The organism is Pseudomonas yamanorum (assembly GCF_013386765.1).
GTDB lineage: Bacteria > Pseudomonadota > Gammaproteobacteria > Pseudomonadales > Pseudomonadaceae > Aquipseudomonas > Aquipseudomonas yamanorum_A.
Map to the genome: position 1 here is coordinate 123,755 of NZ_JACARE010000038.1, position 13,041 is coordinate 136,795.

14 protein-coding genes are annotated in these 13,041 nt (G+C 62.0%); 11 read left to right on the forward strand and 3 right to left on the reverse strand.

Annotation, left to right across the window (positions count from 1 at the left end):
• Window positions 1-95 precede the first annotated feature (95 nt).
• The 9 genes from HX875_RS26325 (at window position 96) to phnX (ending at window position 9,247) form a co-directional block, all read left to right on the forward strand.
• Window positions 96-362, forward strand: a complete 267-nt coding sequence (locus HX875_RS26325; RefSeq protein WP_177047084.1) for a PepSY domain-containing protein — start codon at window positions 96-98, stop codon at window positions 360-362.
• Complete coding sequence (locus tag HX875_RS26330; RefSeq protein ID WP_177047086.1) at window positions 362-907, forward strand: cytochrome b/b6 domain-containing protein; 546 nt, start codon at window positions 362-364, stop codon at window positions 905-907. The genes HX875_RS26325 and HX875_RS26330 overlap by 1 nt, the downstream gene beginning before the upstream one ends.
• A gap of 22 nt (window positions 908-929) precedes the next feature.
• Window positions 930-2,198: a sialidase family protein gene (locus HX875_RS26335; RefSeq protein WP_177047088.1), complete on the forward strand. Its 1,269-nt coding sequence runs from the start codon at window positions 930-932 to the stop codon at window positions 2,196-2,198.
• On the forward strand, window positions 2,198-2,797 hold the full coding sequence (locus HX875_RS26340) for a hypothetical protein (RefSeq protein ID WP_177047090.1): 600 nt from the start codon (window positions 2,198-2,200) through the stop codon (window positions 2,795-2,797). Before HX875_RS26335 ends, HX875_RS26340 begins: the two co-directional genes overlap by 1 nt.
• Window positions 2,797-4,815 carry an LTA synthase family protein gene (locus HX875_RS26345; RefSeq protein ID WP_177047092.1) on the forward strand — a complete coding sequence of 673 codons (2,019 nt, stop codon included), beginning with the start codon at window positions 2,797-2,799 and terminating at the stop codon, window positions 4,813-4,815. Before HX875_RS26340 ends, HX875_RS26345 begins: the two co-directional genes overlap by 1 nt.
• A 126-nt stretch (window positions 4,816-4,941) precedes the next feature.
• Window positions 4,942-6,033: an iron-containing alcohol dehydrogenase PsrA gene (gene psrA / locus HX875_RS26350; protein WP_177047094.1), complete on the forward strand. Its 1,092-nt coding sequence runs from the start codon at window positions 4,942-4,944 to the stop codon at window positions 6,031-6,033.
• Between the two features lie 93 nt (window positions 6,034-6,126).
• Window positions 6,127-7,422: an MFS transporter gene (locus HX875_RS26355; protein WP_177047096.1), complete on the forward strand. Its 1,296-nt coding sequence runs from the start codon at window positions 6,127-6,129 to the stop codon at window positions 7,420-7,422.
• Between the two features lie 36 nt (window positions 7,423-7,458).
• Window positions 7,459-8,331, forward strand: a complete 873-nt coding sequence (locus HX875_RS26360) for a LysR substrate-binding domain-containing protein (RefSeq protein WP_010176889.1) — start codon at window positions 7,459-7,461, stop codon at window positions 8,329-8,331.
• A gap of 88 nt (window positions 8,332-8,419) precedes the next feature.
• A complete protein-coding gene (gene phnX, locus HX875_RS26365; protein WP_177047098.1) occupies window positions 8,420-9,247 on the forward strand; it encodes a phosphonoacetaldehyde hydrolase in 828 nt (275 codons plus the stop codon).
• 39 nt (window positions 9,248-9,286) lie between these two features.
• On the opposite strand, the gene HX875_RS26370 is transcribed toward phnX, so the two are convergent.
• Window positions 9,287-10,252 carry an oxidoreductase gene (locus tag HX875_RS26370; RefSeq protein ID WP_177047100.1) on the reverse strand — a complete coding sequence of 322 codons (966 nt, stop codon included), beginning with the start codon at window positions 10,250-10,252 and terminating at the stop codon, window positions 9,287-9,289.
• Window positions 10,253-10,348: 96 nt separating this feature from the next.
• Here HX875_RS26370 and HX875_RS26375 point away from each other — a divergent pair, with 96 nt between their 5' ends.
• Entirely contained in the window at window positions 10,349-11,269 is a 921-nt protein-coding gene (locus tag HX875_RS26375; protein WP_177047102.1) for an AraC family transcriptional regulator, read from the forward strand.
• 1 nt (window position 11,270) lies between these two features.
• Here the strand turns inward: HX875_RS26375 and HX875_RS26380 are convergent, their stop codons facing one another.
• Together HX875_RS26380 and HX875_RS26385 are read right to left on the reverse strand one after the other, a co-directional pair.
• Complete coding sequence (locus HX875_RS26380; protein WP_177047105.1) at window positions 11,271-11,654, reverse strand: c-type cytochrome; 384 nt, start codon at window positions 11,652-11,654, stop codon at window positions 11,271-11,273.
• The gene (locus HX875_RS26385) at window positions 11,651-12,085 is read right to left on the reverse strand and encodes a bleomycin resistance protein (RefSeq protein WP_177047107.1); all 435 of its coding nucleotides are present in this window, start codon (window positions 12,083-12,085) and stop codon (window positions 11,651-11,653) included. The genes HX875_RS26380 and HX875_RS26385 overlap by 4 nt, the downstream gene beginning before the upstream one ends.
• Before the next feature lie 127 nt (window positions 12,086-12,212).
• Here HX875_RS26385 and HX875_RS26390 point away from each other — a divergent pair, with 127 nt between their 5' ends.
• Entirely contained in the window at window positions 12,213-12,932 is a 720-nt protein-coding gene (locus HX875_RS26390) for an SDR family NAD(P)-dependent oxidoreductase (RefSeq protein ID WP_177047108.1), read from the forward strand.
• Window positions 12,933-13,041 lie beyond the last annotated feature (109 nt).

Sequence of the window (13,041 nt, forward strand, 5' to 3'; positions counted from 1 at the left end):
ATTTCGAGAAAGATGTTACGGGCCGTTGCCAACTAAGCTTTCGCTAAGGTTGGTTTTGCACAGTGAAATCTCCCACATCTGCTGAGAGCATTTCCATGCGTAAAATTCTCCTGCTGTCGCTGATTATCGCCAGCCCCATGGCCATTGCCGGCCCGCAATGCACCACTGCCGAGCGCTCGCAATGGCAGGACCAGAAGGCTTTTCAGGAACAACTCAAAGCCCAGGGTTATGAGATCAGCAAGTTCAAGGTCACCGACGGCAACTGCTACGAGATCTACGGCTTTGACAAGGACAAGCGCAAGGTCGAGATCTACCACGACCCGGTCACCGGCAAAGCCGTGAAGACCGAGATCAAGGGCTGATGCCAGCAACCTCCCGGCGCCTCTGGGACCCGGTGGTGAGGGTGTTTCACCTCTCCATCGCCGGCGTCTTTGTGGCCAATTACTTCTTCAACGAAGCAGGCGACGACTGGCATGTGTGGCTGGGCTATTACGCCATGGCCTGGTTACTGGTGCGGTTGGTGTGGGGATTTGTCGGACCGCGCAGTGCACGCTGGGCGGATTTCTGGCCGACCGTCGAACGGCTCAAGGGCCATGTGCGCTCACTGCTCGAGCGCCGGCCGCAACACCGCCTGGGCCATTCGCCCATTGGCGCGCTGGTGATGATCCTGATGTTGCTGGCGCTGCTGACCATCGGTGTCAGCGGCTTTTTAATGCAGGAAGTCGACGCCTTGTGGGGCGCCGATTGGCCGCTGCTGTTGCACGAAACCGCCGCCAATGTACTGGCAGCCCTGGTTGGCGTGCATGTGCTGGCGGCGCTGTTTGAAAGCATCCAGGTTCGGGACAACCTGCCGTTATCCATGCTCACCGGCCGCAGGAGGCGCCTGCCGGATGACCGTGCGCAGTAATCTTTTTTCCTACAGGTTCTCTATGCGCCCGCTTTTATCGATCGTTAGTCTGTTACTGGTGTTTGCCGCCGCCTGGCAAAGTCATCCGCCTCACCTGCTCGCGCCGTTTGCCCAAGCCGCCAAGGCCACATCGCCAACAGCGGCCGCCCCGCAATACAGCAGCCGCTTTGTCTCCTCGCAGCTCAATGACTTTGTGCATTCCTCCTCGGTCACCGCCCTGCCCGGCGGCGACCTGATGGCCGTGTGGTTCGCCGGTTCCCGCGAAGGCGCCGCCGATGTGCAGGTGCGCACCGCGCGCTTTGACGCCAAAAGCGCTGAATGGGGCCCGGAGCAAGTACTCGCCACCCGCGAAAGCACCCGCGACGGCACGCACCGCTACATCCGCAAGCTGGGCAACCCGGTGATCGCCCTGGCGCCGGACAATCGCCTGTGGATGTTCTACGTCTCGGTGTCGGTGGGCGGCTGGGCCACCAGCGCGATCAATGTGATGGTCTCGGACGACCTCGGCACCCACTGGTCGGCACCTCGGCAACTGATCACTTCACCGTTTTTCAACATCAGCACGCTGGTACGTGCCGCGCCGGTGTTCCACGCCGACGGTTCCATCGGCTTGCCGGTGTACCACGAGTTCATGGGCAAATTCGCCGAGTACCTATACCTGAGCCCCGACGGTGCGGTGGTCGACAAATTCCGTATCAGCCGTGGGAAGAATTCGCTGCAGCCGACCATCGTCCCGCAGGACGGCCAACGCGCCATCGCCATGCTGCGTTATGCCGGCGAAACCCATCACCGGGTCCTGGCCAGCCGCACCGAAGACGCAGGGCAAACCTGGAGCGAGCCCTATCCGCTGGAGCCGTCCAACCCCAATTCCTCGCTGGCGGCGGTCAGCACTGAAGGCGACGGCTTGCTGGTGGCCCTCAACGACCTGCAGGACGGGCGCTTCAAACTCAGCCTGTACGGCACCGATGCCAACCTGAACCAGTGGCGCACCGTGGTGGAACTGGACCAGTCCCCCGACCCGCTGGGCCAACCGTTCTCACCCGAGGCCTACAAGGAAATCATCGGCGAAGGCTTCCGTGCGTCCAGCGGCGCCCGGCGCCTGCCCCTGGAGCAACGCTTCCTCAGCAACCTGGATTACCGGGTGTGCAAGCCCCGTGGCTGCGATTTCGAATACGAGTACCCGTACTTCAGCCGCAGCCCGGACGGCATGTACCACCTGGTGTACTCATGGAATAACACCTTTATCAAACACGTCAGCTTCAACGAAGCCTGGCTGTCGGAGCGCCTGTGATGGTTTCTGTATGGCAAGCGCATTTGAGTTTTGTGCTGTTGGGTTTTGTGCTGCTCAGCCTGTTGCGCATCACCACGCCCTGGCGCCCATGGCTGCTGCCGGTGTTGGTGGTGGTGAGTTTTATCCCGGTCAACGAGCTGCCGTTGGCGGCGTATGTGCGCAGCTTCACCGATGACCTGGCCATCAGCACCCTGGTGTTGCTGGCGTGGGTCAGCCTGTGTCGGTTGGGTGTGGTGCAGCCGCTCCAGCGCCCGCACAAGGTCCAGGTATTGCTGTTGTTTGGCGCCCTGAGCCTGGTGCTGTACCCCGCGACGATGGGCCTGACGTATTTCGACCCTTACCGCTGGGGCTTCAACCCTCGGCCGATGATTGTGCTGATAGGCCTGGCGGCGCTGTTGATGCTCTGGCTGCGTAATACCTTGGCTGTATGGATGCTCGCCGCGGGCACCCTGGCGTTCGCGCTGCGGCTCAAGGCCTCGGAAAACTACTGGGACTATCTGATCGACCCACTGCTGACGGGCTACTGCCTGGTGGCCGGGTTGTGGATGCTGGCGATGGCTGCCTGGCGCCCTCTTTTAAAACTGCACAGAGGTCAATGATGGGATGGTTGCACTCGCGCCGCCTGCGCTACGGCGTGGGCGCAATCGGTTTGGTATTTGCGTTGCTGGCGGCATTGCGGCTGGTGTTTTTACTGGGGTTTTCCGGGGTTGATCTCAGGGAAGCCGCACTGCTGGAAACCTTCGGGATCGGCCTGCGTTTTGACTTGCGCCTGGCGGTGCTGATCCTGCTGCCCCTGGCCCTGCTCGCCTGGCTGCCGCGCTGGAACCTGCTGACCGTCCCCGCCTTGCGCTGGCTGGCCCGGGGTTATCTGCTGGTGGCGCTGGGCATCGTCGGGCTGGTGTACATCATCGACTTCGGCCACTACGCCTACCTCGGTGTGCGCATCAACGCCACGGTGCTGCGTTATCTGGAAGACGCGCAGATTTCCCAGCAGATGGTGTGGGAAACCTACCCGGTGCTGTGGATAACCTTGAGTTGGCTTACTGCCGTCGGCCTGTGGACCTACGCACTGGTTCGCCTTGAACGCATCACCCTGGATGGCGAACGCAAACCCATCGGCAAGCTGGCACTGGCCTCGGTGGCCACCGTCGGTGTAATCGCCGTATTACTGGCCCTGCTCGGCCGTGTCGCCAACCTCAATCTCGAAAACCCGGTGCCGCTGCGCTGGAGCGATGCGTTCTTTTCCGGCAACAACCAGATCGCCGCCGTGGGCCTCAACCCGGTGCTGTTTTTGTACGACACCCTCAAGGTCGGCCAGTCGCAGTTCGATGAAGGCAAGGTGCGCGAGCACTACCCGCAAGTCGCGAATTACCTGGGCGTCAGCCAACCCGATCCCGAGCAACTGAACTTCGCCCGCGAACAAACCGTGCAGCCTTACCGGCTTAAAGGCGATCGCCCGCCCAACGTGATTTTCGTGATGCTCGAATCCCTCGGCACCAGCGCCGTGGGCGCCTACGGCAACCCGCTTAACCCCACGCCGAACCTCGACAAGCTGGCGCAGGAAAGCTGGTTCTTCAAACACTTCTACGTGCCCGTCACCGGCACCGCCAAGACCGTGTGGGCGAGCATCACCGGCGTGCCCGACGTCACCCGCCGGGAGACCGCCACCCGCAACCCGCTGATCACCCGGCAACACACGTTGATCAACTCCTTCGAGGATTACCAGAAGCTCTACATGATCGGCGGCAATGCCGGCTGGGCGAACATCAACGCGCTGATCCGCCAGAGCATCGACGGCGTGAAACTCTACGACGAAAGCCACTGGCGCTCGCCACGGGTGGACGTGTGGGGCGTGTCCGACCTGGACCTGTTCAAGGAAGGCGACGAACTGCTGCGCGCCATTCCCAAGGACCAGCCGTTCTTCGCCTACCTGCAAACCTCCGGCAACCACCGCCCGTTCACCATCCCCAAAGACAACGATGGTTTCGTGGTGCACGACCTCACCGTGGAGCAAGTCCAGGCCGCAGGCAGTCGCAGCGTCGAGCAATACAACGCGGTGCGCCTGCTGGACTTCAACATCGGCCGCCTGATGGAAATCGCCAAGGCTGGCGGTTACTACGACAACACCATCTTCGTGTTCTTCGGCGACCACAACACCCGCATCAGCCAGATCCCGCACATGGCACCGGCATTCGAGCAGCTTGGCTTGGAAAGCAACAACGTACCGATGATGATCCATGCACCTGGCCTGGAACCCCGGGTGATCGAAGAAGCCGTCGGCCTCGCCGACCTGCTGCCGACCGTGGCCGGCATGGCGGGCATTCCGTTCCGCAATGGCGCGATGGGCCGCGATATCCAGCAACCTGCGCCGGAAGGCGAGCGGGTGGTGCCGCTGGTATTGCGCGAGGGCACGTTCCCGCTGATCGGCGGAGTGACCAAGGACTTCCTGCTGCAAATGGAACACGACGGCAGTTCGCCCACCCTGCACGACCTGGCGTCGCAAACGCCGAGGGACGATGTAGCCCAGCAGTATCCCGAGGAGTTTCAGCGGTTGCAGGGGCTGACTCGGGGGCTGCATGAAAGTGCGCGGTTGATGCTGTTCAGAAACGTTCGTTGAAGCACCTCATCGGCTGGGCCTTGCTATCGGCCCAGCCAATGCATCCCCCCAATCTATCGATTTGAGGTCTATCCCACCCTCCCCGACTATGGCGGCACTTCCAATAACAAAAACCAGGAACCCGCCATGACTGCCCGATTCCACAACCCGGTAGACACCCGCTTCGGCTGGGGCTGCCTGCAAGAACTCGCCGCCCTCACCGAAGGCCAGAGCGTCGCCCTCGTGACCTTCCCCGAAGCCCGCGGGCTCGGTCTGGTGGATCGCATCCAGCACCTGCTGGGTGACCGCCTGGTGTACGTGATCGAAGACGTGCAGCCCAACCCCGACGTGGCCCAACTGCGCGACACCTACGAGCGTTTCTGGCAGCAGGCCGGTGACTGCCAGGTGGTAGTCGCCGTCGGCGGTGGCAGCGCGATCGATACGGCCAAGGCGTTGATCGTCGGCACCGAATCGGGGGATTTCGACGAGTTGCTGGCACTGCTGGCCACCGGCAAACCGTTCGTGCCGGCCCGCCACAAGCAATTGATTGCCGCCCCGACCACCGCCGGCACCGGCAGCGAAGTCACGCCATGGGCGACGATCTGGGACTCCGCCAGCCTCAAGAAGTATTCGCTGCACCTGGACTGCACCTGGCCGAAAGTGGCGATCATCGACCCGCAGTTGATGCTGACGGTACCGGGTGGCGTCACCGTCTCTACCGGCCTGGATGCCTTGTCCCACGCACTGGAGTCGATCTGGAACATCAACGCCAACCCGGTCTCGGACACCTTTGCCATCTCCGCTATCGAAGACATCCTGGAATGCCTTCCGCGCTTGCGGCGTGATCTCGGCAATCAGGAATTACGCTCACGGATGGCCCTGGCGGCACTTAAAGCAGGCCTGGCTTTTTCCAACACCAAGACCGCCCTCGCCCATTCCATCTCCTATGAGATGACCCTGCACCACGGCCTGCCCCACGGCATCGCCTGTTCCTTCACCTTGCCGCTGGTGCTGGGCCTGGCGTGGGGGCATGACGCCGCGCGAGACCGTACCCTGCAACGGGTATTCGGCACCGACCTGCACCAGGCCCAGACGCAGTTGCGCGACTTCCTCCACAGCCTGGACGTGAAGACCGAATTTGCCGACTACGGCGTGAATGCCACCGAGGCCGAAGCGATGATCCGCTTCGCCCTGCAAGGCGCACGCGGCAAGAACTTCATCGGCTCGCAAGCGGCCTAGACTCACCGTAATTCGGTCGTTTCCTGTTGCACCTATCAAGAGTGCCCCCCTGCGGCTGCGGTCGCCGGGGCGAATAACAATAAGGAAAACATCATGAATCGTGCACACGTGCTGCCTGTTTCTGCCGTCCGTACCTCATCGTTTCGCGTAGCCCAGTGGCGCATGCTGCTGGCGGCGATGTTTTGCTATCTGTTTTTCTACACCGGTCGCCAGACCTTTGGTTTTGCCATTCCCGGGATCCAGGCGGAGTTCGGCCTGACCAAGGAGACCCTCGGCTGGGCCTCCGCCGCCATGCTCTGGGCCTATGCGATTGGCCAGGCCATCAACGGCAACCTCGCCGACAAGTTCGGCGGGCGCCGCATCATGACCCTGGGCGCGGTGCTGTCCTGCGGGGCCAACTGGGTCACCAGTTTCGCCAGCGGGTTTGCCGGGCTGATCTTGCCATGGGGCATCAACGGTTATTTCCAGGCCCTCGGCTGGGCCCCCGGCAGCCGGCTGATTTCCAATTGGTGGAGCGCCGGTGAACGCGGCAAGGTGTATGGCTTTTATGTGTTCGCCGCCGGCTGCGCCTCGGTGCTGTCGTACGTGACCTCGATCGTGGTGCTGGAAGTATTCCAACTGGAGTGGCGCTGGATCTTCCGCCTGCCCGTGCTGTTGATGCTGGCGGGCGGCATCATCTTCTATCTGGTGGCTCGGGAACGGCCTCAGGACCTGGGCTTCGAACCCCTGGCCGACACCGGCGTGGCCAATGCCGAAGACAAGAATCATGAAGTGGCCCACGGCGAAGTCGAAACCTCAGGGCAGCGCTACAAGGCCGTCCTGAAAAACCCGCGCCTGATCATCGCCGCCATCTCCCTGGGCTTCCAGAACGCTGCCCGCTACGGCCTGATCGTCTGGGTACCGGTGCACTTCCTGGGCGCCAACTGGAAAAGCGGCGACAGCATGATCGATCCGAAGTGGATCACCGTGGCCCTGCCAGTAGGCATGGCCATCGGCGCCCTGAGCAACGGCTGGGTCTCGGACAAACTGTTCGGCTCCAAACGTTACCTGGCAATCATGCTCTACATGTTCCTCGGCGCCGCCACCAGCCTGTGGATGTGGAGCCTGCCGCCCCACAGCGCAATCGGCCTGGTGGCGTTGTTCCTGTGCGGGTTCTTTGTGTACGGGCCGGCGTCGAGTTTCTGGGCGCTGTGCCCGGACCTGGTCGGCGCCAAGCGTGCGGGTACAGCCACGGGCGTGATGAATTTCTCATCCTATCTGTTCGCCGGCCTGGCGGAACCGCTGATCGGCAGTATGCTCGACAGTACCGGCAATACCTCGCTGATCTTCATCGTCGTGACCTCGGCCTGCCTGTGCAGCGCGGCGGTGGCGTTGTTTATCCGACGTTGATGACCGGCCCGGCGGACCTCAGGAACAGGACTCGTTATGTACCAGTACCACAAGTGGCTGCGCTCCTTTCACGCAGTGGCGAAGACCGGCAGTTTCACCCTCGCCGCCGAGTACCTGAGCGTCGGCCAGCCGACGGTCAGCGAGCAGGTCAACGGTTTGGAGAAGCAGTTTTCGGTGGAGCTGTTCCACCGTCGCGGGCGGTTTATCGAGATGAGTGCAGCCGGGCACGCCCTTTACGGAATCACCCAGGGGCTGTTCGGCCAGGAGGATGAAGCCATGCAACTGCTGCAGAGTTTCAAGCAGCGCAAGACCGGGCTGCTGCGCCTGGGCGCAGTGTCGCCGCCGATCGCGATGAACCTGACCTACGAATTGATGCAGCGCCACCCGGACATCGAACTGGAAACCTCGTTTTCCCCGGAGAAGGAAACCCTGGACCGGCTCTTCAACTTCGATATCGACGTGGCGATCCTGGCCCTTTCGGAATTCGACCAGCGCTTTGATACCCAGCTGTACAGGCGCTATCCGATCATTGCAGTGGTGCGCGATGACCACCCGTGGGCGCAGCAGAAAGAGGTGCACGTGGAACAGATCAGCCGCGAAAAGTGGGTGATGCGCGAGAAGAGCTCACGCACCCGGCAACTGGTGGAAGAAAGCTGCAAGCGCCAGGGCATCGCCGTGAACTGCGTGATGCAGTTGAACAGTCGCGAAGCCATCGTGCACGCGATCACCAAAGGCATCGGCATCGGCTTTGTGTCTGCCGTTGAATACGCCGAAACCCCGGGCACCACGCCCATCACTTTCGTCGACCATCCGTTTTTCATCGACTACCACCTGTGTTGCCTGGGCATCCGGCGCAACCGACCGATGATCGCCGAGCTGTTCGAGGCCAGCCCGATCCCGGCCACCTGATCGCCTTACCCGTTTAAACCCGCACCAGGCGCTTACCTCTTCTTCGGCAGAGGGACGGCCTGCTCACACCTGAAAATGGAGACTTGCCATGCACTACCAACAACCTTCCAAGCTGCAAGCCGTGGTCCTGGATTGGGCCGGCACCGTTGTCGATTTCGGCTCCTTTGCGCCTACGCAGATTTTTGTCGAGGCGTTCGGCGAGTTCGGCGTCGCCGTTTCCCTGGAAGAAGCCCGCGGCCCGATGGGCATGGGCAAGTGGGACCACATCCGCACCTTGTGCAACCTGCCGCAGATTGCCGAGCGTTATCGGGCGGTGTTTGACCGCCTGCCCACCGACGAAGACGTCACCGCACTCTACGAGCGCTTCATGCCGTTGCAGATCGAGAAAATCGCCCTGCATTCGGCGGTTATTCCCGGCGCCCTTGAGGCGATCAACACCCTGCGCGGCCAGGGCTTGAAGATCGGCTCCTGCTCCGGGTACCCGGCGGTGGTGATGGCCAAGGTGGTCGAACTGGCGCGGCACAACGGCTACGTCGCCGACCATGTGGTGGCGACCGACGAGGTGCCGAACGGGCGCCCGCATCCGGCGCAGGCGTTGGCCAACGTGATTGCACTGGGCATCAGTGACGTGGCCGCGTGCGTCAAGGTCGACGACACCTGGCCGGGAATTTTGGAGGGCCGCAGCGCTGGCATGTGGACGGTGGCGTTGACCTGTTCGGGCAACGCACTGGGTTTGACCTACGAGCAATACAAGGCGCTGCCCGCTGCTGAGCTGGCGCTGGAGCGTGCGCGTATCACCCAGATGTTCGAGGGTTCGCGGCCGCATTACCTGATCGACACCATCGTCGAACTGCCGGCCGTGATCGAAGATATCAATGCGCGTCTGGCGCGCGGGGAGACGCCGCAGGGTTCTTGACGGGCCGATGGGGTCAGCACGCTGACCCCACACCGCGCTCTAGCGTGCTCCGACCAGCTCTTCGCTCAATGCCCACAGCCGCTGCGCCAAACCGGCATCCACCGCCCACGGCCTGACGCCCAGCGGTTCTTCCGAGTCGGCACTCATCGCAACCGCCACATCACAGTTCTCGCAATACACCCCGCCCATTCCCGCCAACTGCCCGCTTACCGCGCACCACACACTGGTGGCTGCGCCTTGCTCCGGGTTTTTCATGTTCCGCTCGGGGTCGATCACCGGCTGCCCGTGCTCGTCTACATAACCTGATGCCTGCAAGACGTCCGCCTGCATGTGCCGCACCAGGTCGGTGATGATCCCACCGGGATGCACCGCAAAAGCCCTCACTCCACTGGCTGCGCCCAGTGTGTCCAGGTGCACGGCAAACAACGCATTGGCGGTCTTGGACTGACCGTAGGCTTTCCATGGATCGTACGGCTGGCGCTCGAAATTCCAGTCGTCAAAATCGACGGCACCGTGCACATGCCCCCGTGAAGACAACGCCACCACCCGCGCGCCTTCGGCACGTTGCAGCGCCGGCCACAGGCGCTGGGTAAGCTGGAAATGCCCGAGATGATTGGTGGCGAACTGGGATTCGTAGCCCTGGGCGTTGCGACCCAGCGGCGGCGCCATGACCCCGGCGTTGTTGATCAGCAAATGCAGCGGGCGACCGGTCGCCAGAAAGCCCTCGGCAAACTGCTCGATGGAATGGGCGTCCATCAAATCGAGGGATTCAAGTTGCAGCTGTGGATAAGGTTTGAGTGCGGCGCGGGCCTTGGCCGGGTCACGGGCCGGGACGATCACATGGGCGCCGGCGGCGGCCAGGGTCCGGGCGGTGACAAGGCCAATGCCGGAGTAACCACCCGTGACAATCGCCACCTTGCCGGACAGATCGACACCTCGGATCACCTCAGCGGCGGTGGTCGCGGCGCCGTAGCCGCTATGGATCGGGTTTTGTGCTGTGGGCATGACAAAGTCTCCGTTAGACGTGTGGTAACACGCTACGCCGGGAAAGCCGTACTCTGAATACTCGAACATCCCGTTTACCTGCGCGAAAGTACGAATATGCCCAGAGACCCGTTTTCCGAGATTCTCACTTTTGTGAATGCCCAATCCGTGATGACCGGCGGCTTCAGTGCAGGCGGCGACTGGGCCCTGCGTTTTCCCGCGCCGGACAAGATCAAGTTTTTCGGGTTGGTGAAGGGCCAGTGCTGGCTGTGGCTGGACGGCGAGCCGGCGCCGGTCTTGATTGAAGCGGGCGATGTGTTCCTGCTGTGTGCACAACGTTCGTTTGTGCTGGCGGGCGATGTGTCGGTCCCGCCGTTGGAGGCGCGGCAGTTGTTCGCGGATGCCGGCCGCTTCCCACAAATTGGCGACGGCCAGGGCTGTGTGCAAATCGGCGGCTATGTGCAACTGGACCCGGAAAGTGGCGGGCTGCTGGCCAACGCGCTGCCGCCGCTGATCCACGTACGGGCCACGGCGCCCCAGGCAGCCATCGTGCAATGGCTGCTCGGCCAGTTGTCGCATGAGGCGCAAGCCAATTTGCTGGGAGCGAGCCTGGCCTCGGCGCAGCTGGCGCAATTGATGTTTATCCAGATCCTGCGTGCCTATGTCGAAACCTCGGGCGCATTACCCGAAGGCTGGCTGCGCACGGTCAGCGACAAGCGCCTGGCACCCGCGCTGCGCTTGATGCACAGCGAGCCTGGGAATGCCTGGTCACTGGAGGCGTTGGCGGCAGCGGCCGCGATGTCGCGTACGACCTTTTCGCAGTACTTCAAAAGTGTCGCCGGGGTGCCGCCGCTGGCGTACCTGACCGAGTGGCGCATGCGCCTTGCGCAACGCGCGCTGCGCGAGGGCAATCTGTCGGTTGGCGTGTTGGCACAGTCGCTGGGGTATGGGTCTGAAAGTGCGTTCAGCAATGCTTTCAAGCGAGTGATTGGGAAAGCGCCGAGGCATTATCGGGACGCTTCCCGTCAATCAACCTGAGTTACTGCGCCTGGAACGTCGCAAGATACGCCAACAAGTTGTCGATCTTCTCCTGGTCACTGATCCCCCAGAAAATCATCCGGGTGCCGCTCACGACCTTTTTCGGCGCCTCGATATAGGCGGCCAGCTTGTCCCGCGTCCAGACCACGCCTGAGTTCTTCATCGCGTCTGAATACTGATAGTCAGTGGTGGTACCCGCAGGGCGGCCAATGATGCCGTTGAGCTGCGGCCCAAAACCGCCCCGGGCGTTTTCGCCGACGCTATGGCAACCGCCGCAGGTTTTGCTGAACAACTTGCCACCGGCTTCGGCATCGCCGGCCGCTGTTGCCTGGAGACTGAACGCCCCGCAGATCAGTGTGATGGTCAGTAAAGCGGCGCATTTCATGAATGACTCCCCACTGGTCGTTCGCCCAACCGTTGCACCAGACGCACCAGATAGCCGTCCGGGTCTTGCACGATGAACTGCCGTTGCCCCGCTTCCACCTCACCCGCCCGATACCAGGCATCCTCAACGTCGCGGAACAGCGGCCAGCCGATGGCTGCCAGACGCAGCAAAACAGGCGCTACGGCAGGTACATCGATTTGCAGGTTGATGCCTCGCCCCAGGGGCTTTTCCAACGGCGCGGTCAACCACTGGCCGGCACCCGGATCGTATTGCTCCAGCATGATTTGCGCGCCGTGCAGGTCGAGATAAGCAAAGCCTTCCTCGGAGCGCTGATAGGCAATCTCGAAGCCTAACTGGGTGACCCAGAAGTCGAGGCTCGCCGTGAGCCCCATCACGATGAGTTCGGGAACAATAGGGTTGCGGATGAACATAAGGATCCTTGAAGGCTTGGACGGCGCTGTAGAGATTAACATCTGGAAACAGCCACTCAATTGATATCACCCCGCCACTCTGCTTGCATGCCCGCTCCCATCAGCACAGCGGTTCAGGAGACAAGCGATGAAAACCATGGTGGTCGGTGCAAGCAAAGGGTTGGGCAAAGCCTTGATGGAAGGACTGGGCGGGGTTGGCGATACGCTGATCGGGGTTTCCCGCAGCCGCCCTGAACATCTGATATCCAGCACCGGTGCCGAGGTGCAGTGGGTGGAAGCGGACCTTGGCCTGCCGGCACACGCAGCGCACGTCATTGAACAGGCGGTGGCGGCAGAGGGGCTGGACACGCTGATCTATAACCTGGGCATCTGGGAAGAGCGCGCATTTGACTCAGCCTATAGCTTCCTCACCGACGAGGACACGCAACTGGAGGCCATCGTCAGTTGCAACATCACCGCACCGCTGCTGCTGATCAAACGGCTACTGCCGGTGTTGCTGAAAAGTCCCCAACCCCGAATCATCCTCACGGGCTCGACCTCGGGATTGCCCCAGAGCGGCCGGCCGGAAGTGGCGTTCGGTGCGTCGAAATTCGCCTTGCGCGGTATCGCCGATGCGTTGCGTGAAGGCTATCGCCAGCAGCGACTGGGCGTCACCTGCCTGAACCTGGGTTACCTGAATACCGAAGACTCCTTGAGCACCTCACGCATCCAGGCCGAACAGCGCGGTGACGGCCAATTGATTCCGGTGCATGACGTGGTGCAAGTGGTGCGTATGGTCTTGAGCCTGTCCGGCGCCAGCTTCGTCAAGGAGCTGACGTTGCCGGCGCTGATGGATGAACGCTTCTAGCACGGAACCTGCCCATCAAATGACCACCCATCGCAAAAAAAACATCCAATCGAACCTATTCAGCCGCCCCTCACTCCACCTTACTTAACCCTGATGGTGGAGTAAGGAT